This is a genomic window from Nocardia thraciensis (genome assembly GCF_054782435.1).
This window is the reverse complement of sequence record NZ_BAAGSM010000030.1, coordinates 53,448-77,952: the sequence shown is the minus strand read 5'-3', so window position 1 is coordinate 77,952 and position 24,505 is coordinate 53,448. Positions and strand designations below refer to the sequence as shown.

Below are 24,505 nucleotides of genomic sequence, written 5' to 3'. Positions count from 1 at the left end.
TGATTCACAGTGCCTCAGTCGTTCGGATTCTCGTCCGGCACTCACTCTGTGCGGTAGGTTCGGTTGATCCCCGCGTCGGCGAGAACGGCGGCCACGGGTGCCGCCAACAGTTGACATCCGCGGAGGGCGACCGCGACTTCCAGGACGACGAGTACGCCGGTGTGGTCGGCGAGATAGGTCAGTGCCGCCGCGGAAACGAGGCACGCTCCCAGTGCCAGTTCGGTTGCGGCACATCGTATTGCGCGCCAGCTGGCGCCGTGACTGTGGGCGCGGAACTTGTCCGTGCGTCGCCAAGCCGTATTGCTGGTGAACACAGCGCTCAGGTTGGCAGCCACGATCGTGTAGGTGAGCGACGCCGAGGCGAGCGTGCCCGCCAGGACTTGGGACGGCTTCGCATCGGTAGCCTTGTACAGCACGGTCCAACGGAGTATCGGCTGAATCGCGACCGCGAGGCAGGCCGCGAGCACCGTGTTCGTGCCGACCGCCCATGTTTCGCGGTGTGCGATCATCGAGACGGTCACAGCGACCAACAGCGGACCGCCTATCGCGACACCGACCGCAGTAGGCACATGAGCTGTGGCCCAATACAATTGCAGGACCCGCTGGGTACACGACAGCGACGAGTGGCGGCTGCTCCGGTGGGGGACGACCAGTCGCCAATGATGTTTGAAGGTTTGCATCGGGCCGTAGGTCCACCGGAATCGTTGTTTGGTGTAGTCGGCGAACCGCTCGGGTATGAGCCCGTATCCGTAGGACTGTTGCACAAGTAGCGCGCGATAGCCGGCCGCGTGCAATCGCAGCCCCAGCTCGGAATCCTCGGTGAGCGACCAGGGCGCCCAGCCACCGACCTCGTGGAGTGCAGACCTGCGCAGGATTCCCATGGTGCCCATCGGAAATCCGGCTTGACGTTCATACAGGCTACGCATCACCGTGGGGAAGGCGAACCGATACTCCCAGAAGCACATCGCCAGGAATTGCCGGTGCGTCCAGTCGCGAAAGTCGTAGCGCGACTGGACATATCCGGTCCGCGTGTCGACGAAGTGTCCGACCAGGTCGGTGAGGAAGTCCGGGGACACGAGATAGTCTGCGTCGACCAGCCCGATGAACTCGGCATCCGGGCAGGTTCGTTCGAGGGCGTAATTGAGGGCGCCCGCCTTGGCGCCGACGAGGCCTTCGACGTGGAAGAAGCGAAATCGTGATCCGAGTGCGCGACAGTGGGCTTCGACCGGTCGCCACAGCGCGGGCTCGCTGGTGTTGTTGTCGATGACGAGCACCTCGAAGTTGTCGTAGGCCAACGCCGCGAGGCTGTCGAGGGTGGCGGTGACAACATCAGGCGGTTCGCGGTGGCAGGGCACATGTATGGAAACCCGGGGCGCCGCGACACCCGGGGCCGGGCGGCGAGCATGATCCGGGGTGTGCCATCGGTCGCGATACAGCGCCTCGAGGCCCAGGAAGCCGCGCAGCAGTGTTGTCGGTCCGGACGACACGAGGATCAGCGCGAACGACAGCAGCAGCGCTCGGCTGACCGAGCTGAACCCGGAGTCGAAAGCACGGCCGATCAGCCACAGGGTCGACACCACGAAAACCAGTGCCCCGTACGTCACGACAGCGGCACCGGCCGGATGCAGGTACCGACACCGGCACCGCAGCGCGATCACTACGCCGTACCCACCGAGCATTGCGGCGACCGCTGCCTGACTGTGCCAGCACACCGCGACCGATACCGTCGCCGACACCACCGGCACATACTGATCGAAACCGCGTAGCGCCGTACGGAACTGCCGCGCGATCACCATCGTGGAGCAGATCAACAGAGCGACCGCGTACCCCCGGAACATCGACTCGAGCGTCGTCCCCACCGCCATGGCGGCGTCCTGCCGCGAGACACCGATCGCAGCGGGTGCGGCTCCACCAGCCAGCCATAGGGCGATCACGCCGGCTGCGACCACCACCAGGTGATGCCACCGATGCGGCGCCGCGGAACGGGTAGCGTCGGCTGACCGGTTGCCATTGCGCGTTCGCAGCGAATTTTTCTGGAGGACTTTGTCCACGCGAAGGTTCCTCACCAGCGGTTCGGTGACTCTTGGAGTGGATCGTAAGGACCGGCCAATATTAGCTGGCCGCACGCTGGGATCGGCGGATTGCCCGTCGACGAATCCTGCATCGGACCGAGCAGTCGCGCTATTCAGGGCCGGCAAACCGTGAACTCGCCGGAAAATCACGTGACAACGCGCTCCGAGATCAGCGCTGCGGCAAGGACTACGAGAGTTGCGGAAGCCGACCACGGCCCGTCTCGTTCCCGCCACCTGACTCCGCTGCCCGAAATGGCCGGAATCGGAGGTTCAACCGTCGGTGCCCGGCATCGCCGTCGCGGTGTCACCCGCGTTTCGAAGAGTTCGTCCACCAGCGGCTCGGGAAGACGTCGCTCGAACAGTACTTCCGATTCCCGCTCACCGATGCCGGGGTGGATTTCTGGATGCGGATATCGTCTCCGATCTACCGTGATGGAGCCGCGAGTGCGAGCGATACCGGCAGCCGTCCAACGACGTCAACACCACGATCAGGTGGTAGGCAGCTGCCACGCGACTGCGGAGCCACGCGATGGCAGCACGACGGAACCGCGAGTCCACGGCCATGCGGCGGCGACAGCGTAGTCACTCACAGGACTCCACGCGGTCTGGTCCGGCTGCAATCACGTCGTGATCTCGTCGCGCCCTGTACGGTGCGTGGCTGCTCTACCTTTGATCTTGTGGACACCACTCTGCCGCGTTTCCACCTCGAACACGGCTACGGCTGCCAGACATGACATCTCCGTGGTGGACTGCCGCCCAGCTCCCTCGCGCGGCCGTGCGCAACCGGGTCGCAGTGGGTCTTTCGCGCACTGTGCGGTGCGCCGCGGAGCTGGTCACCTTCGATCACCTGGTCGACCGCCGCGAGCATCTCGCATTGGTGTTGCGACCACCGAGAGGCGACCTGATGACCTGCCCTCCGTTGGTCCGGGTCCACAGCGAGTGCCTCACCGGTGACGTGTTCGGATGCGATCGCTGCGACTGCGGCCCGCAGCTCGATGAAGCGTTGACGCTGATCGCCGCACGGGGCGGGGCCGTACTGTATCTGCGGCAGGAGGGCCGCGGCATCGGCCTGTACAACAAGCTCGACGCCTATGTTCTGCAGGACACCGGGTATGACACCTATGAAGCCAACCGGCTGTTGGGACGCGGCGACGACGAACGCGATTATCGGGTCGCCGCGCAGATGCTGTTCGCACTGGGGATGCCGCGGATCGAACTGCTCACCAACAACACCGACAAGGTGCGGCAACTGCGCTCCCACAGAATCGACGTCGTCACAGTGGTCCCCTCCCGGGCGGTGCCCGTGGCCATGCCGGTGTAGGTCGGGGCCGTCCCGGACCGCTCAAGCGATGAGTGCTTTGAGGTGGTCGGCGAACGATGCGGTCAGGCTGTCGAGCGCGGCCTTGCCCTTGGCGGCGGTAGCCAGCGAGGGTCGGCCGATGATGCCGCTGCGGGTATAGCCGGCCATCCCGGTGATCAGCAGGTGCGGGCGGTCGCTGGCGTCGTGGTCGGCGAGTGTGTATGTGCTGCCGACGAGTTCGGGCCGGGCGTGCAGCAGGATCGAGGTTTCCAGCTCACCGCCGTGCATGTCGTCATGGCAGGTGGTCACCATGCCCGCGGCGGTGCGGGCGGTGTTCCACTCCTCCTTGGTCGGGAACAGCGTCGTGGTCGGTCCGGCGATATTGTGCTCGCACACCACGTTCACCAGCACATGGTTGCCGCCGTGTCCGTTGACGATGACCAGGCTGTCGATACCCGATCGCGACAGCGAGTCCACGATGTCACCGACCACGGCTGCCAGGGTCGTCGCTCGGATCGATACCGTCCCGGCGAAGGCCGCATGCTCATGGGAGCAGGCGATCGTGATCGGCGGCAGCAGGAACAGCTCGTAGCAGGCTGCGACCCGCTCCGCGATCAGGCCCGCGATCACCGTATCGGTTGTCAGCGGCAGGTGGTCACCGTGCTGTTCGAAACTGCCCACCGGCAAGACAGCCGTATGCGCCTGCCGCGCAAGCACATCCGCTGCGGTTTCAGTGGTGTACCAGGACAACAATGCGACTCCTCAACCCTCGGAGCGCGATCACCACCGTAGCGCTCCCCAGCGCGATGATCGCTCAGCGCATCGTAACCACCGGGACAGTTGCCGAGACGAATTATGCGGTAGCGGAATATCTTCCATGCACACCCGACGTATGCACGCCTCGACGTGGGTATTTCACCTACTATTGAGCAATCCACTGGATGCACGACTGAAAGCTCAACAGTGCGTCTACAGGTTGCTCGGAACTCGCCGCGAGGGGCGAAGGGCGAAGGGCCAGCACGCCTGGTCCGACACTTTCGAGCCGACCTAGAGCACACGCGTCAACTGTAGCCCGGCACGCTGCTGCGCGCTCGGATCGGGGACATTGTGAACGTCGGAATCCGTATGTGTGCCCGATGCGGCACCAGACTCGCCCGGGACAACACCACACTGGTCTGCGCCGCCTGCGGCCGTGCACACGCCCATCCGCCACGGCTGTCGCCCGCCGATTGGCGCACCGACGAGATGCGTAACGCGTTGCGCAGCAAGGACATCGGCGTAGTCATCCGCTGCTGGCGCCATCACCCTGTCCACGGCACGCACCCGATTCCGCAGGCGGCACTCGCCGGCTGGCTCAGTATCACCCAGGGGCAACTGAGCCGAATCGAGAACGGCCGCAACCGCGTTCGCGATCTCGACAAACTCACCCGTTACGCCCGCGCGCTCGGCATCCCCGCCGAACTGCTGTGGTTCGACATCGACGATCCCGAACCGCCGCCCCCTCCGGTCACCGGCACGCTACGACTGCGCAGCGGCGCAGTGCCCGCCGCCACCCATGCAGCGCAACCGGTGCTCGCCGACTCGCTGCTGACGACTCTCGACGAATACGTGCTCACCGACAACCTCAAAGGCCCGCACGCACTGCTGCCGATTGTCACCGGACAGGTCGAGTTCGTCGACGACCTCGAGCACGGCAGCCGCGGCCGCACCCGCCTTCGGCTGCGCGCCGTGCACGCGCGCTACGCCGAGTTCCTCGGCTGGCTCCACCAAGACGCCGGCAACCTTCCCGCCGCCATCGAATGGACCACCCGCGCCGAATCCATCGCCCGCGACGCCGACGACGGTCGCCTCCTGTCCTACATCCAGATGCGGCTGTCCAACCTCGCCGCCGACACCCGAAACCCCCAAACCACCATCGACTTCGCCCAGACAGCCCTGCACACCGCCACCACACTGACCCCGCGCCTGCAGGCAATGGCACTACGGCAACTCGCCCACGGCCAAGCCCAACTCGGCCAGGCCGACAACTGCGCCCGCACCCTCGACCTCGCATGGACCAACGCCACCCACCCGGACGGCGCCGGCGACAACCTCGCCGACTACTGCACACCCGAATACATCGCCATGGAAGCCGCCCACTGCATGGTCGCACTCGGCCGCCCCGAACAAGCCATCACCACACTCGAACCCCGGCTGCCGCGCTGGCGACCCGGAAACCGCCGCGACCTCGGCCGCGGCCTCGCGATCCTCGCCATCGCCTTCGCCCGCACCCACCAGCCCGACCAAGCCCTCACCGTCGCCGCGCACGCCCTCGCCATCACCGCCGACACCCACTCCCACCGCACCGAACAACAACTCCACCGCGTAGTCCGCGAACTCCACACCGCAAAGGCACCCGACCACGCCACCGAACTCCGCACCGCACTCCACCACACACTGCACTGACCACCGCAAGAGAGCGACAACGCACAGACTCACCAACCAAGGAGGGGCCATACCAGATCTCAGCAGACGAATGATGGCGCTGCCATTTCCTCTGTGCGTCAGCCCATTCGCCGAATCGGTGCAGGCCCGGCTCGAGAGGTGGGCAACCGAATCCGGCCTGACCACGACGCCAGCCGCCAAATCTCGTTTTGCCGCCTCGCAATTCGGTATCTACGCCAGCTACATGCAGGCCGACGCTCCGCAGGAGAAGCTGGTCACCTATGCGAAGTTCCTGGCCTGGTTATTCCTCGTCAACGACCAGCACGGCGAGAATGTCTACTCCTCACCCGCCGCCTGGCATCAGGCCGTCCATCCCCTTCTGACGGTCGTCCGGACCGGCCACGCAGACCCAAGCCGGTTGTCGGCGCCCGCTGTCCAGGCGCTCGCGAACATCGTCGCGATCGTCTATCCGTGCATGTCGGCCGCGTGGATAGCGCGGTTCGCCGAACATTGTGAGCAACTGTTCGCGGCGATCGAACCGGAGAGCCGACGTCGGCAGCAACGGCGCATACCGCCGGTCGAGACCTATGTAACAAACCGCCGGGTCGGAAGCGCCGGATTCCCGTTGATCGATCTATTCGAGTATTCCGCAGGCAGCGAACTGCCGCTCGAGCTCCGCGACCACCCGGCTTATCGCGAACTCGCTTCCGCGACAACCGACGTAATGGCCTGGACGAACGACATCACCTCACTGGACAAGGAACTGGCCGCCGGCGAGGTCGACAATTTCGTCCTCGTCATGCAACACGCCCACGGGTTATCACGTCGACGCGCGATCCGGTCGGTCGAAGAACGCGTGCTGCAGCGGATCGATGAATTCCGGCGCGCCGACCGCGACCTGGTCCGGGCACTCGACGCCATGCACCTGTCGGAAAAGACACGCATTACCGCAGACTTCTGCCGCCGGTCCCTGCGGCACTGGATGATCGGCAATGCCGTATGGGCACAACACAACCCACGATATTCGACGCATCCGACGACAAGCGTCGACCGAGATGCGGTGGAAGACCTGCTCCGTAGCAACGCCGAATAGAATTCTCGCCCGCTATGACAGTTCAGCCGCTATCCCACCTGTCACTGAGTGGGTGGTTATCACGGGTTCGGGCACCCATCACCGCGGGACCACGGGAAACCGGCATGCGCTGGATCCCCGGCGGCGGCTCGGCGCGCCGCAAGATCAGTTCGTCAAGAACCTACTGGGGGAATGCGGCCAGCACCACCGCGCTCCACCAGTCCACTAATCAAACCCGACCCTCGCCGGCGCGCCCGTCACGCCCTTGAGGAATGCGTATCTTCGGCTTCGCGTGTGGTGCCCGGTCAGCCGGTGTAGGCGGGTGTTTGTGGATAGCGTTTGGTTCGTCGGACCCAGGCTTCGGTGCCCTGTGCCTGGTCGCGGACCATGGTGGTGTATTGGTAGGCGATGTGCCGATCGGCGGTGTCGCAGGCGAGTTCAGGTAGTTGGGCTGCCAGGCTGGTGAATTTATCGCAGGCTGGGTGCACGAGTGTGGAGATCTTGTCGACGGCTTGGTCGACGGAGCAACCTTCGTGGGTGGTGAGGACGGGGACGAGGTTGACGGTGTCGCCGAGTGCGGTTTCGAATTCGAGGCTGTAGATATCGTTGGTGAAGGCGATGATGTCGGCCATGGATTCGTGCAGGTCGCGGAACACGCTGCTGGTGTGTAGGTACTCTGGGAGGTCGAAACCGCAGACTCGTTCGGTCATGTCAGCGAACATAAACATGCCGATCGAGATCCGGCGGATGGGAAGGTAGGTGGCAGGATCGGGGGCGGTGGCTTGTTGCCGCATGCGGGCCTCGGCCACGAAGGCGTTGAGCCACCTGCGCAGGTTCACCGCGGCGTAGTGGGTCCAGGCTGTCGGAGCCCCAGCCGCCAAGCGGCCCAAACATCCGCCGCCGCTGCGGCCAGGGGTGGGGCCGACGGCGGTGCTGGGGTGGGAGGCATGGTGATGGCTGCGGTGAGTTGGTCGACTGCATCCCTGGCCAGAGCCGGGTCCTTGCCGAATGGTCCGTCGAAGAAGTCGGCCGTCACCAAAAATAGGCCAAGAATTCCGGGGCCGACCGTTCGTCAGCTGGCCCGGCCAAGGCCCTTCTCCAGCACCGCAGATGAATCCGGCGCCTGCTCCGGCGAGGCGATGTAGTGGCGTTCTGTGATGCCCTCTTGCGAGTGACCCAACTGTTTCGCGGCGGTCTTCGAATCCGATGCTTCCGCGATCAGCGTAGCGACGGTCTTCCGGAACGTGTACTGAGTCACGTCCTTGTAGGCGGTGCCTCGGGCATCCCGCCATGTGCGGTTGAAGTTGTGCGGATCGCGCAGCACTCCCCCTCGTCCCGGGAACACGAGAGGGACTTTGTCCTCAACCTCCTCCACGCTGCCGGCTACTTCGCGGAGCGCCTTCACTTCGCACATCCGCCCGTGCGCCGGGTCTGCCCGGAGCCGCTTCACCATACTGGTGGTGAATCCGGGAAGCGCGACGACGCGGTACCCAGCATCGGACTTCGCCCACTCTTGCCGGAATAGCCCCTTGTCTGTGAGCCTGACCACAGTGGCCGACACAGTGAACGTCGCTGGTTTCGACTCGAAGTCGAAACTGGTCCCACGAAGCGGCCAGCGCTTCTCCCGGACGAATTCCCGAACCGAGGATCAGGTCCGCAACATCTACCACAACCCGGTCGCGCTTCGGACCGTGCGTATATGCGGGAGTTCCTGGAATCTCATTACCCGCAAGCCATTCCCGTAGTTGAGCACGGAGCCGGTCCAGCCGTTCCCGGTCGATGATCTGGGGTTTGGTCTTGCGCCTACGCATACGGGAGGTATCGCGTACCGGGTTCTCAGGGAGGGCACCGTGCCGGACGGCAACGCCCATGATCCCGGTCAGGATCACCTTATGCAAACGAGCCTTCGACTTCATTCCGGCATCGACGATGGCCTGAATCTCCCAATGTTGTTCCAGCACAGTAGATTCAAAGTCTGGTTGGTCTGCTGAGCGCGAGACGACGTGGGTCGATTGTGAAACGGTGTCGATGCTGTGCCGATCAGTCTGGCGCTGTTAGTGTCCACCGGATCCGTCGTGTTTCTCGTACGAATCGAGAGGAGACGAGCTGTGGAGTCGGCGTCGATGGTCGAGGCCAACGCGGCGTCCTCGAGCAGTCTGGGGACTCGTGCGGCGCGCACGATCGCCACCACAACGAAGACGCCGGTGCAGATGGAGGCGATCAGCCCGCGCTGGCTGCTACGCCTACTGCCCTGGGTGGGTGTGGAAGCGGGTGTCTACCGGGTCAACCGGTGTCATTCGCACAATGTCGGCGACGGCCTGATCGCGTTGAGCGGCGATTCGGATGCGCCGTCGATCCTGACCGGCGACCTGCAAGAGCTCGGATTCCTGCGCACCATCGACGATCTCGCAATACTCGAGGATTTCGCCGGCCTGTTCATGGTACAGCGAGTGACGGCCGGCGAGCGGCTCGCTGAAGCCGGACAGCCGGCCGATCGTCTGATCATCGTGGCGTACGGGAAGCTCGAGAAGATCGGCGTGGGCCGCTACGGTGAGCCGACACGGCTGGGTCTGGTGACCGAGGAGCAGTTCTTCGACGAGGACGCGGTGCTACGCGGACGGTCATGGCCCTACACGGTCGAGGCGGTCACCGATGCGGTGGTGCTCTGCGCGGACCGCGACCAGCTGACCGGCCTCGCCGAACGACACCCGCACACCGAGCGGGCGCTGACCGCCTGGCGGGCAGCAGGATCCGCGGACGGGACGGACACTGTCGGGGTGGCGGCGGGACACGATGGGGAACCCGAATTGCCGACCACGTTCGTCGACTACACCGCCCGGCCCAGCGAGTACGAGCTGGCGGTCGCGCAGACGGTGCTGCGGATGCACACCCGCGTCGCCGACCTGTTCAACGAGCCGCTGGACCAGACCGGCGAACAGCTGCGGCTGGTCGTGGAAGCGGTCCTGGAACGCCAGGAGCGGGAACTGCTCACCAATCCCGCCTTCGGGTTGCTGCATGTGGTGCGGCCCGCGCGGCGGATCAAGCCCCGCACCGGGCCACCGACGCCGGACGATCTGGACGAACTGCTGGCCATGGTGTGGAAGGAACCGGCGTTCTTCCTGGCCCATCCGCGCACGATCGCCGCGTTCGGCCGCGAATGCACCCGCCGCGGGGTGCCACCAGCGATCTTCGAACTGTCCGGAAACGCGCTGCTGACCTGGCGGGGCATCCCGCTGATTCCCACCGACAAGATCCCGATCAACCCGATCGACACCACCTCGACCATCCTGTTGCTGCGGGTCGGCGAGCACAACCGCGGCGTCGTGGGGCTACGGCCTGAGCAGTTGCGTGACGAATATTGCCCGGGCGTATCGGTGCGGCCGATGGCCATCGATAACAGGGCCGTCACGAATTATCTGATCAGTGCCTACTACTCGGTCGCGCCGCTGGCCGACGACGCGGTCGCGATGCTCGAACACGTCCAGATCGCCCACTACCACGACTACTCATGAGCATCGGACTTGATGCGCCACAACGGTATTGGCTACCGGCCTCCCCTGATTTCCCGGTCGAGGAGGTGAGACGGGACTTTCCCGCCCTGCACCCCAGCTTCCACGACAGGCCCATGGTGTGGCTGGACAACGCGGCCACCACCCACAAACCGCGACCGGTCCTGGAAGCCATCGATCGGTTCTACCGCCGGGAGAACTCCAACATCCACCGCGGCGCCCACGCCGCGGCCCGGCATGCCACCGCGTGCTACGAGCGAGCCCGCGAACGGGTCGCCCAGCTTCTCGGTGCCGCCCACGCCGAGGAGATCCTGTTCACCCGCGGCACCACCGAGGCAATCAACCTGGTAGCCTACAGCTTCGGCCGCGCCCACCTGCGGCCCGGCGACGAGATCGTGGTCACCGGCCTCGAGCACCACTCCAACATCGTGCCCTGGCAGCTGTTGTGCGCCGAACGGGGAGCCACCCTGCACGCGGCGCCGCTCGACCACACCGGCCAGGTCGACATGGCGGCGTTCACCCGCCTGCTCGGCCCGCGCACCTCCATCGTCGCCGTCTCCCAGGTGTCCAACCTGCTCGGCACCGCCCCACCGGTGCGGCGGATGGCCGACCTCGCCCACGCCCACGGCGCGGTGGTCGTCGTCGACGGCGCGCAAGCCGTGGCGCACATACCGGTCGACGTGCGCGCCCTCGGCGCCGACTTCTACGCCTTCTCCAGTCATAAACTGTTCGGCCCCACCGGAATCGGCGCACTGTATGCCCGCCGCGACCTGCTCGAGACCATGCCGCCATGGCAGAGCGGCGGCGGCATGATCGACACAGTGACCTTCGGCCACACCACCTACGCACCGATCCCCGCACGATTCGAAGCGGGCACCCCACCCATAGCCGGCGCGATCGGACTGGCCGCCGCCATCGACTACCTCACCGCCCTCAACCCCACCGCCGCCTGGGCCCACGAAGCCCGCCTCCACACCGCCGCCCGCCGGGCCATGACCCGCCTCCCCGGACTCCGGATGCTCGGCAACCCCGACCCACAAATCGGCGTCCTCACCTTCACCATCGACGGCGTCCCGCCCGAACACATCGCCGCCACACTCGACACCGCCGGCATCATGGTCCGCGCCGGCCACCACTGCGCCCAACCCGCCCTCGCCCACTTCGGGCTGACCTCCGCCGTGCGCCCCTCCCTCGCCCTCTACAACACCCACACCGACATCGACCGCCTCCTCGACACACTGGCGACAGCAAGATAAGCATCCCAGCTGCACACATGTGCGCCCGTTTATCGAAATTCGCTCGACTGGCCGGTATCCGCGAATGCACCGACCGCCGACGAAAGGCACGCCTGCACGACGGCGTCCCGCTGCGAGGGTCGTGGCCGGCACCGAGGCATTTACCTCGACAGTGCCATAGATGCTGCGTCGCCGTGGGCGCAAAGTGTTCCGTAATCCACCCGCGCAGCAGAACCTGGTGTGGCTGACGGACTGCTCCCGTCAGGCGGTTTCGGGAACAAATTCGTAATCGACATTGAGATGACCGGATTGATATCCCTGCCCGTCGGTATCGAGTCGCTTGAATGCAGTGTCAAAGTCGAGATCGAGACCGCCGTTGCTGACAATGTCGACGATTCGTACGACGACTTGAGCCCCTGTAGCCCTATTCGTCACTTTGAGCACCTTGCCGCAGGCTTCGGAGCCGCGGGGGCCTACAGGGCCGCCGAAGCCTGTCCACCCGTACCTGGAACGCCATGAGAACGGCATGGATCCGATAGTGTCGGCGCACGACGCGGAGACCCTGTGCAGATCCCAGCCATTCTCCGCCGGATTGTAGAGATGGTAGGTGGCACGCACATTGCTGGCCTGTTGTGCATGCGCCGAGGCAGGTGTGAGCATTATGAGGGACCCGACAGCGCAAAGCGCCACCAGCATGCGAGAGGTGCTGTGCATATTACGTTCCTCCTTGCGACCATCGGGAACACGCGACTTCGCCGAGTTGCCGAAGCCGCGAGGCCGGAGCATCCAGATCCGGGACCGGTGATCATTTCGCGACTATCCAGGCAATTCGGCATGATCTGTTGTCTTGCAACACATCTACGACGGTGATCACGTACTGCGATCCGGGAAGACTAACAACGGATGATCCAATTCAAACCTGCGCCAGGGGGTCGATGACGGAAGCGCCGGTCGTCAGCGTGTCGGTACGGTGGTACCAATGTAACCGGCCTACCAGATCAAACCTCCGTCACCGTCATGACCTTTCACATCAGCGCCTCGTGTTTCGCTGCCGGTCGGCCGCCTTTGCCCAGGCCAGACGAATGGCGTGAATCTGACCTCACTGAGTGCCGCCAACAGCTGCGCTGTTCGGGTCACGCGGGCGGAATGATCCTGGCTTGTTCGGAGACCAGATCAACTCCTGCAGGTACGAATGCTGGCTGTCGGGGTGCTCGGCGGGATCGGGCATGGTGTACCGGGTTGTGCTCCGATACCACCGCAAGCAGCCGTTGGTCCATTGCCGCATCCCGGCAACGGCCCCCAGGATCTCGTCGCACTCGTCGGCCCCAATGTCCAACTGCCGCAAGACGTCTCGCAGGGCAGTTTCACCGGCACCGAAGTCTGCGATCCGCTGGGCGATCTTGTCGGCGGTCAGAGTTCGGGCACGGTCGAGGTCGATATTTCGGTCCGCGCGCAGGACCAGCACCAGATTGTGAACGTCGCCGCGTTGGATGTCCAGGTGGACCGAGTGCATATCGTTTTGCCAGGCCACGATATCGCTGGCACTGGCAACCAGGGCTTGATAGGCGGGTAATGAGTAGACGAGGTCCGAAATCTCGATGCGGTGACTCAATTCGACCAGATCGAATCCGAATTCCATCCCCACCGACAGTCGACGGGTTTGCGTGAAATCATCTACCGCAGGGATGTCACCGTGGGATCGATCCTGAGATTCGCGTTCGAACCCGGTGAAGAACAGGTCCAGATGGCGGGTGAATCGACGGTAGAAGTCCGCCGACACTCGCTGCCGGGTGCGGTATGCCACCTCGGCGATGGCGCGGGTGAACGCGGTATCCGAGTCCGTGTCCTGTCCTGACACGATGAGCTGTCGCAACCGCCGGTGTACCGGCTTCCAGGCCCCAGGCGAGTCATATCTGCTCAGCGTGTGCAGATCGTCCAGCAGGAACGTGATGAACAGCCACTCGGCGCACAGACACAGATCCTCGTACGACGCCGCTGGATACGTCCAGGCAACGAACTCCCCGTACCCGGCCTGCAGTCGTCGAATGCCGTCCTCGGTCTTGCCGAGTCCAATTCTCCGACCGAAAGCGTGGAGATGAGCCTCGACCTCGTCGAGGTAGGGGCTGACCGCCGGCGGATCAGGAGTCGCGAACGTCGGGATCATGGCGATCACCTGCCTTCGGCGTGCGGTGGGTTGCGGACAGCCGAAGCCCTCGCGGGCCCAGAGTGCCGGCTGGTGCGGGCTTCAGACTGTGACCGGGAAGGGCTTGCAACCGCCAGCGAGAAACGATGGTGGCCAACGCGAGAACGGCCTCGATGGTCCCGAACTGTTCACCGATGCAGGTGCGGGCACCGCCACCGAACGGAATGTATCCGTCCTTCGGTGTCGTCCGTCCGGGTAGCCAGCGATCGGGGTCGAAACGTTCCGGGTTGTCATACAGGTCGGGGCGGCGGTGGATGAGATAGGGGCTGTAGACGACGGTGGTGCCCTCGGCGACCGGATATCCACCCAGGCGCGTATCGGCTGTGACGCGACGAGTCAGTATCCAGCCCGGCGGCCACAGCCGCAGAGTTTCGGCGACGACCCGACGAGTCAACTCCAGCCGAGGTAGGTCGGCGTGCTCGGCCGGGCGGCCCGCGAGGACGGTGTCGACCTCGCCGTGCAGACGCTGTTCGACCTCCGGGTGATGGGCGAGCAGACCCAGCGCCCACGCCAACGTTTTCGCGGTGGTTTCGGTCCCCGCGAAGAAGAATGTCCTGACCAGATCGATGATCTCGGTGTCCGACAGGCCACGGCCATCGTTTTCGGTGTCACGTGCCGCCAGCAGTGCCGACAACAGATCCTCCCGATAGACGTCACTATTGCGCCGATCGGCTATGAGGTTCGACATGGTCCGGTGCAGGCGTGCGTTGGCGCGGCGGTAACGGTGATTGCCGGGCGTCGGTAACCAGTCCAGCGACGGTGGTGTCAGCATGCGCCGATACAGCCCCGCGATGGTGGCGGCCACGTCATCGATGGCCTGGCGCCGCACGGTCGAGGTCAGGGTGTCGGAAAACATCGTGACAGCGAGGATGCGCGAGGATATCGCCGCTGTTTCGTCGAATACATTCAGAATCTGTCCGTCGTGCCAGGTGTCGATTACCGCGACGGCACAAGCCGTCATCGCGTGTCCGTACCCGGGCATGCGGGCAGCGTGGAACGCGGGCTGGCACAGGCGCCGCTGCGCCCGGTGGCCGCTGCTGCGCGTGACCGAGGCCAAACCCTCGCCCATGACCTCTCGGAGCCTGTCGAAGAAGAAGCCGCCCTTGTCGAAGATCTCGTCGTGCCGCAGAACGTGGCGGACCAGCGCCGGCTCGCACACCACGATGACGGTGGCCCTGCCGACCCGGACGGTCACGAGGTCTCCGTAGGTGGGCAGAGCAGTGAAGAACCCGAGGGGCCGACGGACCAGATACGGCAGATGCCCAAGCAGCGGCCATGCTCCCGGCGCGGTGGGAATCGGTTCGGAAACCGTTGCGGCACTGTCGATGTCTATCATCTCAAATCAACCTCGGATAGGACGCATGCGGTCGGCAGGGAACTGTCGCGGCGACCGAGGACCACCCAGAGAATCCGCCTTCCGCGAGCGTCGAGGTGATGACGTTGTCCTTTTCCCTGACCGAAAACTGTGCAGTGTCAGTGTGGTTTCCGTTCCCGCAAACGGGAATCTCATCCCCGCATATCGGCAATGCGTCCCATCGCATATGCGGGCAGCGCCCCATATTCCGACCGACCGCAAGGGAGGGTGCCGAGTAAGTATGCGGCGGGCGCATCGACGCGATGCGTCCGCTGCCTTTCCATTGCGGGTGCAGCCGATCCACTCTGGGATCGAACGTGGGCCTGAAAGTCTCCGATCTCCTGTAGCGGAAGAACTTCGACCGGCCCGGGAATGGGCGGCGATGACCAACATCAACGACGAACTGGGCGCGCACAGCACGGCTACCCCGGGGGTGCCGACTGCGGTGCGGATACCGATGATCGAGGACGGTTTCGTCCGTCGGTGGCACCGGGGCCGGTGGGATGTGCGCCGGACGTGCAAGCAGTGGATGGCCGAGCAGGGACTGCTGTCGGCGTCCGTCGCCGACTCCTACGCCGACGATCTGCTTGGATACACCGATCTGGTGTCCGGCTACTACGTCGGCGCATCCGCGGACGTGGTGCAGGCAATCGCCGATTTCTCGGTGTGGTTCTTCTGCTGGGACGACCGGCACAGCGTGTATGCGCGGCACCGCACCGATGACGCGTGGTGGGAGCTCAGCGCGACGCTGCGGCGGGCGGTGGAGCAGCCGGCACGGTATGTATCTCATACCGAGCCGTTGTCCGCGGCGTTCGCGGAGTCGGTCGGACGTCTGTACGGGCGGCTCGGACCAAGGTGGGACGCACGGTTCGCCGGCCACATGGCCGGAGTATTCGACGCCTACGACCGTGAATACCGCAACCTCGCCGGTGGCGTGGTTCCCACGGTCACCGAGTATCTTCAGCTGCGCCGGTGGACGTTCGGCCACGACGTGTGGATCGATCTGCTGGAGCTGACGGCCGGGCGTGAGCTGCCGTCTGCGGTCCGGTCGCATCGGGTGTATCAGCGGGCGGCGCACGCGAGTCAGGAATTCGCTTCGTCGTACAACGACTTGTGTTCGCTGCCCAAGGAACTCAGCGCCGGGGACATCCACAATCTCGGGATCTGCCTGATGCACCATGACGGGCGCTCGGTCGCCGCGGCGCAACGCGCGGTCCGCGATCACGTCATCGACTGTGTCCACAGGTTCGTGGCGGCGGAGACGGAGCTCCGATCGCTGTGGGGGCCCGCGGACTGGCCGCTGACAGTGCTGGCCGCGGTGGAGTCGTGCGTATCCAATATGCGTAATTGGATTTCGTCGACCTACTGGTTTCACCACGAATCCGGCCGGTACCGGATGCAGAAGTGGGCGGATCCGGCGTGGCCGCCCTACATCGACACCGGAGGCGCCCGATGAGCCCTCGCACTCCGCCACGCGCCGGTGGCGCGCTGCCGGTCATAGGCCACATCCCGCCCCTGCTCCGCGATCCGCTCGGCTTTCTCTGCGGCCTGCGCGACAACGGCGACGTGCTGACGATTCGCCTCGGCCCGAAACACCTGTACGCGGTGTGCACCCCGGAACTGGTGGGCGAGTTGCTGATCCACCGAGGGCACTGCCTCGACGTGGGCGGACGCCTGTGGGACACACTGCGGGTGCTGCTGGGCGACGGTGTGGCCACCAGCAACGGGGTGAAGCATCAGCGGCAGCGGCGCCTCATCCAGCCCGCGTTCACCCCGCGACGGTTGACCGCGTACGCGGAGGTGATGGAAACCGAAACCCACGCCATGGCCGACAGCTGGCGTCCGGGGCAGGTCATCGATGTCGACGCGGCCGTGTTCCGGGCGATCACACGGATCATGTGCCGTTCCCTGATCCAAGCCGACAGCGTCGTCGCCCAAGCCGACGACCTGGCCGCAGCTCTGCAGGAGATCTTCGGTGAGTTGTTCCGCCGGATGATCGTGCCTATCGACATCGCGCATCGGTTGCAGGTCCGGCGGGATCGCCGGTTCCGGCAGGCGCTGCGAACCTGGCGCACCGCCATCGATACGGCGATCGAGGAACGCCGGACGTCGGGTGAACGGCGCGACGACCTCTTGGGCTCGCTCCTGCATCCCGCGGACGGCGGCGCGCCGCTCCCGTATGCCGATGTGCGCGACACCATTGTGGCGTTCTTCGTCGCGGGAACCGGCAACGTGTCCGGAACCGTCGCGTCCACACTGCACCTATTGTGCGAGCACCCCGACACAGCGGCGCACCTGCGCGCCGAGGTCAACCGTGTGACCGCCGGTCGGCCGGTTCGGGTCGACGACCTGCCACGGCTGCCGCTGACCCGCAACGTCGTCACCGAGTCCATCCGGATACGCCCCACCCACTGGATCATGACCCGCAGGGCCACCCGCGCATTCACCCTCGGCGGGTACACATTCCCCGAAGGGGCCGATATCGTGTTCAGCCCCTACGCCATCCAGCACGACCCACGGATCTTCCCTGCACCGGATGTTTTCGATCCGGACCGGTGGCTGCCCGAGAACGCCCGGGCCGCACCGAAATACGCGATGGCTCCACATGGGATCGGCAGCCGGAAATGCCCCGGCGAGCTGTACTCGTTGACCGAGGCCGCGCTGTTCACCGCCACCATCATGGGCCGATGGGAACTGCAACCGGTCGCGGAGACCGACCCCTCGCTGCGGATGGGCATCACCCTGCACCCCGCGAAACCGTTGCTGCGCACCGCATCACAACATCCGCGATCGGCTCCGACCACACCTCCCAGGATGCGCCGCGAGTCCGCACGTAGAGGTGAACGGCCATGTCCCTCATAGTTTTCTCGAACCTGCCCAAGGCATAGACTTGCGTCCGCGACCCGTGGGGCCGATTCCTCTGTCACAACCGCTCGGTCAGTCGGACGGTGACCTCGTCGCCGTCGGACTTTCCGATGCGGCGACGGATCGCGGCGGCGACGGGGAGCTTGTGGGTGCCGTCGCCGAGCGCCATGAAGGAGGAGGTGAACGGCATGCCGTCCACCGTTCCTTTCACCTTGACCAGGCCCCGCGTGCCGAAGATTCGTGCCGAGTCGGGGAGTTGGACACAAGTCCACGTGTCGCCCTCCCTGACTTTTCCGAGGACGGCGGTGAAGGTGATGTCGATAGGTCCAGATGCGGTGGTCATGGGAGGCTCCTGTCGGGGGTTGGGGTCAGATGAACAGTCCGAGCACGACGCCGCTGATGACCAGCTTGAGGACCCAGTCGGTCATGTGCACCAGGGCGGTCGGGATCGGAACGTTTTCGTGGACGATGGCACCGGCGAGGATGGTGACCGGAAGCAGCGCCACGATCGCGCCCAGCGCCGCGCCGGCGCCGACGCCGTGCCGATCACCGGCGAGCAGCAGTATCGCCAGCACCGCGGCCGCCGCCAGGCCGCGCAGCAGCACGAACACCATCTGCACCGGCAGCCCGATCCCGGGACGCGGAGTGCTGGTCCGCGACACGAGCGCGGCGACCGGGGGCGAGGCGTAGAGCACCGCGCTGACGACGAACGATGCGACCGCCGCGACGGCGATACCTGCAACAACCATGGCCTTACTCCTTAAGTACGATGTAGTACTTAATTTAGCACCCGGCTGAGTACTGTCAAGTACTAAAGTGGTGGCATGAACTCTGTAGGTGGACGTCGCGGCCGACCGCCCGGGAAGTCCGGTGACGAACTGCTGGCCGTCGCCCGCGAGGTGTTTCTGGAGCGCGGGTTCGCGGGCTCGACGATGGACGAGATCGCTTCGCGCGCAGGGATTTCCAAAGCCTCGCTCTATCGCGAACACCCGTCGAAGACCGAGCTGTTCACCGCGGTAGTGGAGCACTGGACGAGCGCCGGGCGCCACGCCATGGGTCCCGCACTCGCGAAGCTGGAGGTCGCAGAGGACATCCGCGCGGGGCTGCTGGCCTGGGCACGGGCCCTCCGTGCGGGGGTTCTCGCGCCACCCGTAGTGGAGATGCGCCGACTGGTCACCGCCGAGGCTGCTCGCCGGCCGGAGGTCGGGGCGGCCTATCTGCGCCAGAGCTGGGTCAGGAACGTCGGCGACCTCGCGGCGACGCTCCGGACGCTCGACGCCCGCGGCATGCTGCGCATCCCCGACCCCGAAACCGCCGCCGAACAACTCACCTGGCTCGTCGTGGGCGCACCACTGAACGCCCGGATGCTCGATGCCACAGCGACGCCCGGCGACACGGTCGACGCGGCGATCGATGTGTTCCTCGCCGCGTACGACCGGGGTCGACCGCACCCGTGAGCCAGCCGGGCGGGCTCCACCTTCGACGGCCGACACCTGCACACCGAGAACGGTAAGAGCCGGTGAATATCGTGGGCGTATCGAAAGCTGATACGCGCCGGCAACGCCGTTCTGCTTGATCGAGTCTGTCCACCCGATCAAGCGCTGCTGGTCAGACCGTCATCGGACGGTAGTGTGCGGTGAAATGCCGCAGGATGGCGTTCGGGCTGGTCATCGCCAGTCCTGACAGGCTGTCGCGACGGTGAGCGAGTGCGGCGAAACAGTCGACGACGTAGTCGAGGTGGCTGCGTGTATATACCCGGCGAGGTAACGCGAGGCGGCACAGTTCCCAGCGCGCTGCCGTTTCGGTGCCGGTGAGCGCATCGTAGCCGAAGGCTGCCGTGCCCAGCTCCACGCTGCGCACGCCTCCTTCGAGGTACAACTGCGTGCAGAGTGTCTGACCGGGATATTGATGCCATGGGATATGCGGGAGGAAGGCGCCGGCGTCGACGTAGACGGCGTGCCCGCCGGGCGGCCACACCACAGGAATGCCGTTGTCGCGCAAGGCCGAAGCGAGGTAACGGGTCGATTCGATGCGGTGTCGCAGGTAGTGCGCGTCGCACCCCTCGCGCAGCCCGACGGCTATCGTGTCCATATCACGTCCCGACATGCCGCCGTAGGTGGTGAAACCTTCGGTGATTATGCCGAGCCGTCGGCTCGTATCGGCTACGGCTTCGGAGTTGGTAGCCAGAAAACCACCGATATTGGCCAGCCCGTCCTTCTTCGCCGAAACGATGCACCCGTCGGCGTAGGAACACATGCGCGCGATGATGGCGGGAATCGGCCAGTTCGCATAGCCGTCCTCGCGTTGCTGAATGAAATAGGCGTTCTCGGCGAATCGGCAAGCATCCAGATACAGCGGGATTGCGTGCTGGTGTGCCAGTTCCGATACCGCCGCCAGATTGGCCATGGATACGGGCTGACCACCACCGGTGTTGTTGGTGACAGTCATGATGATCACGGGCACGCGCTCCGCCCCGACCTCCGCGACGAGTTTCGCCATGGCCTCGACATCTGCGTCGCCTTTGAACGGCGCATCAGAACCGAGGTCGGCGCTTTCTGCGCAGGGGAAGTCCACCGCCTCGACCCCCAGCAGTTCCAAATTGCCACGGCCGGTGTCGAAATGCGAGTTGCTGGGCACGATCAACCGTTGCGCACTCGACCGCGGAGGACACAGCGCCGAATAGAGCAGTCGTTCCGCCGCACGCCCTTGATGCGCGGGTAACACGTGCCGATATCCGAATATTTCCTGGACGACATCGTTGAATCGAAACCAGGAACTGGCCCCGGCATAGGATTCGTCTGCGCGCAGCAATGCGCCCCATTGGTTATGCGACATCGCTCCGGTGCCCGAATCAGTGAGCAAGTCGATCGTCACATCGCGGGCTTCGATGTTGAACATATTGAACCCGGCTCGTTCCAACACCCCTCGGCGGTGCTCACGATCGGTGATCGGGATCGGTTCCACCATTTTGATTCGGTACGGCTCGAACATGACTCTCCTCATCAGGCATAGAGACGGCGCCTGTCATGCGCGCTCACGCTAGCCCCGCAACCGGGTAGGCAACGCCGTGTTATCCCCACCACTGAGAGGTCGACGACTACGACGAAGGCGGATCATCCGGCGACGCCGCGCTCGGTTCGTACGGCATACCGATGACACCTGGAGTACCTAAGTCGCCACAGTAGTCACTGATGGCTGACAGAACGGACCGCGGGCAGGAGGCGCACGGGGATGAGCCGAACCCTGGTCCGGGGTGGGCGTTCAATGCTCCAGAACATGGCGCCGTTGAAAAGGCTGCAGCGCGAAATGAACAGTTGGAATGCCGGGCAAGCAGCCTACCCGGCGGGAAGTATCACCGTGACTCGTATTGCCCATTTCGTCGGAAGTCTGCCGCCGGAGCTCGCCGCCGATGACCGGACCGCGCTGCGATGGTTTCTCAGCTACAGCGCGGGATCGCCGGTCGCGGCGATACCCCGCGATCTCGACTCCAACTGGATTCTCGACTACATCCGCGCCCGCGCGAAGCACAGCGAAACCCTCGAACTCGTACGGCCCGGTGTTTTCGCCGACTACAGCGACTTCCCCGCCTACCGCGTGCGTCACGGGCAGACGCTGCGGCCACAGCACGTGAGCATGGACCGAGCGGATCGGATCGACGAGATCGCCGCCGTCTTCGAGGAGCTGCGCGAGCAATACCCTGCCGCCACGCGGCTACAGATCAGCCAACCCAGTCCACTGGACATGTCCATGTTCATATTCGCCGCCGCAGCAGTCGCCTCAGGACTCCCTACCGCGCGTGCGCTACGGCGAATCCCCGCAGTCGTCGACGCCGTGCGGAGATTGCCGGTGTTCGTCGACGCCGTACTCGGCGAAATGGAGACGGTCTCGGCCCGGCATCGAAATATCGTGTGGCAGATCGAATCTCCTATCGCGATGCTCGCCATGGTGAAGGCCGAACGTCTGCACGCCGCGCGCCTGCTCGCCCCCTTGCTCGCGCGGCAGCTCGCGAACCTGCTCATCCGGATGGAAGACGCCGGGCTGGAATCCGTTCTGCATCTCTGCTACGGCGACTATCAACACACGAGCCTGCTGGCGCCGAGATCGCTCTCCCCCGCCGTGCGGTTGCTCAACACCGTGGCCGCGCGGCTGCCCGATCGGCCTGAACTTCTTCCCCCAGTGCATATTCCGTGCGGGTTCGGCGCCGAACCCGCACCCCTCGACGAGCACTTCTACCACCCGCTGCGCGACCTGGATCCGCGGTGGCGACCGATCGCCGGCGTGGTATCCCCCGATGCCGACGCCAGCACCCACGCGCTGTCGTTGTTCGAAAACGCGCTCGGCCGACCCGCGCACGGAGTAGCCACACCGTGCGGTTTCGGCCGATGCACCCCAGAAACAGCCGCCAAAGCCGCGAAAGCCACCGTGACGACGGCCCACACACCCCTCGAGGGGCGCACCGAGCAACCACTGGCGCCCCAGAACTGACAATACGCCCACTGCGAAAGGTGCTCAATTTAGGCAGAGCGCATCCTGAGTCAGCTTTACGAATGTTCTGGCCTGCTTGATGGACCTTTCCGGGTCCGTGATGTCCTCGGTAGACCAGGACGTCACCACGCTGCGGCGACCGTCGGCCGTGACTCCGTTGTCGTTACCCCATCCGGGATCGGAGCCGCTGTTCGTCCAGTAACTGCCTCCGCAGGAAAGCGGGACGTTCATGATCCCGAGTCCGTACCTGGCCCCAGGAAATGCGCGCTGTACCGATTCGTCGGTGGGAACGGTTTGCTTCATCTGGGTGAGTTCTGTCGGCTGCAACAGTTGGCCGCCCAACAGGGCCTGGAGGAACCGATTGAGATCTTCGGTGGTCGTGATCAGGCCGCCCGAGGCGTCTACGTTGATGAGCTGTGTGACATCGACGAAGGGCTCACCGGGAGCAGATCGCAAGTAGGCGCGGGCATGCGGCTCGGGAAGGTCAGGCGAGTAGCCCGGCCAGAGGGTGTGGGTAAGGCGGAGCGGCTCGATGATTCGGGCGGCAACTTCCTTATGCCACGGCCGACCGGTGACCTTTTGGATCACCATGCCAAGAAGGACGTATCCCGTATTGGCATAGCTCCATCCGTTGCCTGGTTCGAAGAGCGGTCGATGGCGCATGGCATCTGCCACAATCTGTTCGCTCGGGGTGGGGTGAAAGCGCATCTGGAGATATTCGGGACCAGACCTCGGCATCGGGTAGGACTCATCAGAGATCCCGCTGGTGTGCTGCAGCAGCTCACGGATGGTGATCTGAGCGCCGTCGTTGCCGTTGCCCCTAACCACCCCGGGCAGCCATTTTTCCACCGAGTCTTCCAGCGAAAGCAGGCCCTCTCCGACCAACTGTAAAACGACGGTTGCCGTAAAGGTCTTCGTGGTGCTGCCCATACGGAAGTGACCGTCGGGTGAGACCGGTCGTTTCGTATCAATATCGGCTACGCCGCTGGTTGCGGTCAGTTGAGCGCCATTTTGGTCGATCACGCGTGTCTGCGCACCCGTGATTCCGAGGGCTACGAGCGCGTCGAGGTCGCGCGTCAACCAGTCCGGCTGTGCCGAGCGGGCTGCCTCGTTGTCTGGCGACGCACAGGCTGCCGTCGTGACGGCAAGTGCGGAGACCAGCACGACTGCCAGCAGTCTCCATGACCTAGGACGGCGAGAAATGATCGAGTGGAACGTCATGCACTGACGGTAAGAGCTGCCCAACATTCGTCCTCCGCTAGAGTTGGTGGTGGGGGCGCGCGCAGGGCATCCGCACCCGCTGGGTGAGACTCCAGGCCAGGGAGAGCTGTGCGGGTCGGATCCGGCGGGTGTCGCGGCGGACGTCGGTGAAGTATCGGGCCCAGCGGCCGTCGGCCATATCGGCGTGCTGAGTCTTGTTCCAGCCGAACGGAATGAGGTGAACCCGCTCGCCGCGTTCCTCCAGCCGCTCGGTCAGGTCGGCCAGTACGTCCAGGACATCGGCGAGCCCGGTCAGCACGTCGTAGTCGGCGGCGGGCGCGAGGCGGTCGATAGCCTCGGCCCACTGCGTGAAGCCGTCGATCACGATGGAGGCCGAACCGGTGCGCGCCGCCAGACGTTTGACGATGCCGACCGCGTCACCGGTGAGCGCGAAATCGCCGGGCTGCACCCCGACCGTCAGCAGCAGGCAGTCGAAGAACGCCTTGGTGCCCCCGATATCGGACGGTGCGAGAGCGATGGCGCATGGGCTCGCGGTGGTGACCCGGTATTCGAACCGGCGGCAGTGATTACTGAAGATCCTCATCGGCAGACCTCGCGATCGAACTCGAACATCACACCGTCGCCTTCTCGCTGCGAGAAGTGGGGACGAATCTCCTCGGACGGCGGTAGCTGCGCAGGCGTCCCTGCCCGGAACCGCAAATGCGGGGCGCGCAGGGACGTAAATCGTCCGCTCGCGCACAGCGGCCGAATCCGGGAGTACTTTCG

The 24,505-nt window shown here is 65.0% G+C and carries 21 protein-coding genes; 9 read left to right on the top strand and 12 right to left on the bottom strand.

Translation table 11 applies throughout. The features are described from left to right. Positions 1-41: 41 nt before the first annotated feature. The gene (locus tag ACYVLQ_RS20405) at positions 42-1,952 is read right to left on the bottom strand and encodes a glycosyltransferase family 2 protein (protein WP_460699102.1); all 1,911 of its coding nucleotides are present in this window, start codon (positions 1,950-1,952) and stop codon (positions 42-44) included. Between the two features lie 850 nt (positions 1,953-2,802). On the opposite strand from ACYVLQ_RS20405, the gene ribA reads away from it, so the two are divergent. Further along, positions 2,803-3,393 (top strand): GTP cyclohydrolase II RibA, encoded by a 591-nt coding sequence (gene ribA, locus ACYVLQ_RS20400; RefSeq protein ID WP_460699101.1) that lies wholly within the window; start codon positions 2,803-2,805, stop codon positions 3,391-3,393. Positions 3,394-3,414: 21 nt separating this feature from the next. On the opposite strand, the gene ACYVLQ_RS20395 is transcribed toward ribA, so the two are convergent. Continuing rightward, positions 3,415-4,122 (bottom strand): creatininase family protein, encoded by a 708-nt coding sequence (locus ACYVLQ_RS20395; RefSeq protein ID WP_460699134.1) that lies wholly within the window; start codon positions 4,120-4,122, stop codon positions 3,415-3,417. 375 nt (positions 4,123-4,497) lie between these two features. Here ACYVLQ_RS20395 and ACYVLQ_RS20390 point away from each other — a divergent pair, with 375 nt between their 5' ends. Together ACYVLQ_RS20390 and ACYVLQ_RS20385 are read left to right on the top strand one after the other, a co-directional pair. Continuing rightward, entirely contained in the window at positions 4,498-5,817 is a 1,320-nt protein-coding gene (locus ACYVLQ_RS20390; RefSeq protein WP_460699100.1) for a helix-turn-helix domain-containing protein, read from the top strand. 73 nt (positions 5,818-5,890) lie between these two features. Beyond that, positions 5,891-6,889: a terpene synthase family protein gene (locus tag ACYVLQ_RS20385; RefSeq protein WP_460699099.1), complete on the top strand. Its 999-nt coding sequence runs from the start codon at positions 5,891-5,893 to the stop codon at positions 6,887-6,889. Positions 6,890-7,173: 284 nt separating this feature from the next. Here ACYVLQ_RS20385 and ACYVLQ_RS20380 read toward each other — a convergent pair whose 3' ends face one another. Both ACYVLQ_RS20380 and ACYVLQ_RS20375 read right to left on the bottom strand, forming a co-directional pair. Beyond that, entirely contained in the window at positions 7,174-7,749 is a 576-nt protein-coding gene (locus ACYVLQ_RS20380; protein ID WP_460699133.1) for a terpene synthase family protein, read from the bottom strand. A 191-nt stretch (positions 7,750-7,940) separates the two neighbouring features. Further along, positions 7,941-8,321 carry a tyrosine-type recombinase/integrase gene (locus ACYVLQ_RS20375; protein WP_460699098.1) on the bottom strand — a complete coding sequence of 127 codons (381 nt, stop codon included), beginning with the start codon at positions 8,319-8,321 and terminating at the stop codon, positions 7,941-7,943. Positions 8,322-8,976: 655 nt separating this feature from the next. On the opposite strand from ACYVLQ_RS20375, the gene ACYVLQ_RS20370 reads away from it, so the two are divergent. Then, positions 8,977-10,380, top strand: coding sequence for a family 2B encapsulin nanocompartment shell protein (locus ACYVLQ_RS20370; protein WP_460699097.1), 1,404 nt, complete (start codon positions 8,977-8,979; stop codon positions 10,378-10,380). Beyond that, the gene (locus ACYVLQ_RS20365; RefSeq protein ID WP_460699096.1) at positions 10,377-11,633 is read left to right on the top strand and encodes a SufS family cysteine desulfurase; all 1,257 of its coding nucleotides are present in this window, start codon (positions 10,377-10,379) and stop codon (positions 11,631-11,633) included. The genes ACYVLQ_RS20370 and ACYVLQ_RS20365 overlap by 4 nt, the downstream gene beginning before the upstream one ends. A gap of 240 nt (positions 11,634-11,873) precedes the next feature. Here the strand turns inward: ACYVLQ_RS20365 and ACYVLQ_RS20360 are convergent, their stop codons facing one another. The 3 genes from ACYVLQ_RS20360 to ACYVLQ_RS20350 form a co-directional block, all read right to left on the bottom strand. After that, positions 11,874-12,326, bottom strand: a complete 453-nt coding sequence (locus tag ACYVLQ_RS20360; protein WP_460699095.1) for an RlpA-like double-psi beta-barrel domain-containing protein — start codon at positions 12,324-12,326, stop codon at positions 11,874-11,876. A gap of 385 nt (positions 12,327-12,711) precedes the next feature. After that, entirely contained in the window at positions 12,712-13,776 is a 1,065-nt protein-coding gene (locus ACYVLQ_RS20355) for a terpene synthase family protein (protein WP_460699132.1), read from the bottom strand. Then, the gene (locus ACYVLQ_RS20350) at positions 13,751-15,151 is read right to left on the bottom strand and encodes a cytochrome P450 (RefSeq protein WP_460699094.1); all 1,401 of its coding nucleotides are present in this window, start codon (positions 15,149-15,151) and stop codon (positions 13,751-13,753) included. The genes ACYVLQ_RS20355 and ACYVLQ_RS20350 overlap by 26 nt, the downstream gene beginning before the upstream one ends. 400 nt (positions 15,152-15,551) lie before the next feature. On the opposite strand from ACYVLQ_RS20350, the gene ACYVLQ_RS20345 reads away from it, so the two are divergent. Both ACYVLQ_RS20345 and ACYVLQ_RS20340 read left to right on the top strand, forming a co-directional pair. Next, positions 15,552-16,625 carry a terpene synthase family protein gene (locus ACYVLQ_RS20345; protein WP_460699093.1) on the top strand — a complete coding sequence of 358 codons (1,074 nt, stop codon included), beginning with the start codon at positions 15,552-15,554 and terminating at the stop codon, positions 16,623-16,625. Beyond that, on the top strand, positions 16,622-18,031 hold the full coding sequence (locus ACYVLQ_RS20340) for a cytochrome P450 (RefSeq protein WP_460699092.1): 1,410 nt from the start codon (positions 16,622-16,624) through the stop codon (positions 18,029-18,031). Before ACYVLQ_RS20345 ends, ACYVLQ_RS20340 begins: the two co-directional genes overlap by 4 nt. A gap of 61 nt (positions 18,032-18,092) precedes the next feature. Here ACYVLQ_RS20340 and ACYVLQ_RS20335 read toward each other — a convergent pair whose 3' ends face one another. Together ACYVLQ_RS20335 and ACYVLQ_RS20330 are read right to left on the bottom strand one after the other, a co-directional pair. After that, a complete protein-coding gene (locus tag ACYVLQ_RS20335; protein ID WP_460699091.1) occupies positions 18,093-18,377 on the bottom strand; it encodes a DUF1905 domain-containing protein in 285 nt (94 codons plus the stop codon). A 25-nt stretch (positions 18,378-18,402) separates the two neighbouring features. Further along, on the bottom strand, positions 18,403-18,783 hold the full coding sequence (locus ACYVLQ_RS20330; RefSeq protein ID WP_460699090.1) for a DUF1761 family protein: 381 nt from the start codon (positions 18,781-18,783) through the stop codon (positions 18,403-18,405). 75 nt (positions 18,784-18,858) lie between these two features. Here ACYVLQ_RS20330 and ACYVLQ_RS20325 point away from each other — a divergent pair, with 75 nt between their 5' ends. Next, positions 18,859-19,491, top strand: a complete 633-nt coding sequence (locus ACYVLQ_RS20325; protein ID WP_460699089.1) for a TetR/AcrR family transcriptional regulator — start codon at positions 18,859-18,861, stop codon at positions 19,489-19,491. A gap of 151 nt (positions 19,492-19,642) precedes the next feature. Here the strand turns inward: ACYVLQ_RS20325 and ACYVLQ_RS20320 are convergent, their stop codons facing one another. After that, positions 19,643-21,025, bottom strand: a complete 1,383-nt coding sequence (locus ACYVLQ_RS20320) for a tryptophanase (RefSeq protein WP_460699088.1) — start codon at positions 21,023-21,025, stop codon at positions 19,643-19,645. 366 nt (positions 21,026-21,391) lie between these two features. Here ACYVLQ_RS20320 and ACYVLQ_RS20315 point away from each other — a divergent pair, with 366 nt between their 5' ends. Next, positions 21,392-22,519 (top strand): hypothetical protein, encoded by a 1,128-nt coding sequence (locus ACYVLQ_RS20315; RefSeq protein ID WP_460699087.1) that lies wholly within the window; start codon positions 21,392-21,394, stop codon positions 22,517-22,519. A gap of 24 nt (positions 22,520-22,543) precedes the next feature. On the opposite strand, the gene ACYVLQ_RS20310 is transcribed toward ACYVLQ_RS20315, so the two are convergent. After that, positions 22,544-23,740 (bottom strand): serine hydrolase domain-containing protein, encoded by a 1,197-nt coding sequence (locus tag ACYVLQ_RS20310; RefSeq protein WP_460699086.1) that lies wholly within the window; start codon positions 23,738-23,740, stop codon positions 22,544-22,546. A 37-nt stretch (positions 23,741-23,777) separates the two neighbouring features. Next, complete coding sequence (locus ACYVLQ_RS20305; RefSeq protein WP_460699085.1) at positions 23,778-24,323, bottom strand: hypothetical protein; 546 nt, start codon at positions 24,321-24,323, stop codon at positions 23,778-23,780. Between the last annotated feature and the right edge of the window lie 182 nt (positions 24,324-24,505).

Coding starts and splice junctions, on each gene's coding strand:
- ribA (WP_460699101.1), top strand. CDS start 2,803: ATGACATCTCCGTGGTGGACTGCCGCCCAGCTCCCTCGCGCGGCCGTG.
- ACYVLQ_RS20390 (WP_460699100.1), top strand. CDS start 4,498: ATGTGTGCCCGATGCGGCACCAGACTCGCCCGGGACAACACCACACTG.
- ACYVLQ_RS20385 (WP_460699099.1), top strand. CDS start 5,891: ATGGCGCTGCCATTTCCTCTGTGCGTCAGCCCATTCGCCGAATCGGTG.
- ACYVLQ_RS20375 (WP_460699098.1), bottom strand. CDS start 8,321: ATGGTGAAGCGGCTCCGGGCAGACCCGGCGCACGGGCGGATGTGCGAA.
- ACYVLQ_RS20365 (WP_460699096.1), top strand. CDS start 10,377: ATGAGCATCGGACTTGATGCGCCACAACGGTATTGGCTACCGGCCTCC.
- ACYVLQ_RS20360 (WP_460699095.1), bottom strand. CDS start 12,326: ATGCACAGCACCTCTCGCATGCTGGTGGCGCTTTGCGCTGTCGGGTCC.
- ACYVLQ_RS20355 (WP_460699132.1), bottom strand. CDS start 13,776: ATGATCCCGACGTTCGCGACTCCTGATCCGCCGGCGGTCAGCCCCTAC.
- ACYVLQ_RS20350 (WP_460699094.1), bottom strand. CDS start 15,151: ATGATAGACATCGACAGTGCCGCAACGGTTTCCGAACCGATTCCCACC.
- ACYVLQ_RS20345 (WP_460699093.1), top strand. CDS start 15,552: ATGACCAACATCAACGACGAACTGGGCGCGCACAGCACGGCTACCCCG.
- ACYVLQ_RS20340 (WP_460699092.1), top strand. CDS start 16,622: ATGAGCCCTCGCACTCCGCCACGCGCCGGTGGCGCGCTGCCGGTCATA.
- ACYVLQ_RS20335 (WP_460699091.1), bottom strand. CDS start 18,377: ATGACCACCGCATCTGGACCTATCGACATCACCTTCACCGCCGTCCTC.
- ACYVLQ_RS20330 (WP_460699090.1), bottom strand. CDS start 18,783: ATGGTTGTTGCAGGTATCGCCGTCGCGGCGGTCGCATCGTTCGTCGTC.
- ACYVLQ_RS20325 (WP_460699089.1), top strand. CDS start 18,859: ATGAACTCTGTAGGTGGACGTCGCGGCCGACCGCCCGGGAAGTCCGGT.
- ACYVLQ_RS20320 (WP_460699088.1), bottom strand. CDS start 21,025: ATGTTCGAGCCGTACCGAATCAAAATGGTGGAACCGATCCCGATCACC.
- ACYVLQ_RS20310 (WP_460699086.1), bottom strand. CDS start 23,740: ATGACGTTCCACTCGATCATTTCTCGCCGTCCTAGGTCATGGAGACTG.
- ACYVLQ_RS20305 (WP_460699085.1), bottom strand. CDS start 24,323: ATGAGGATCTTCAGTAATCACTGCCGCCGGTTCGAATACCGGGTCACC.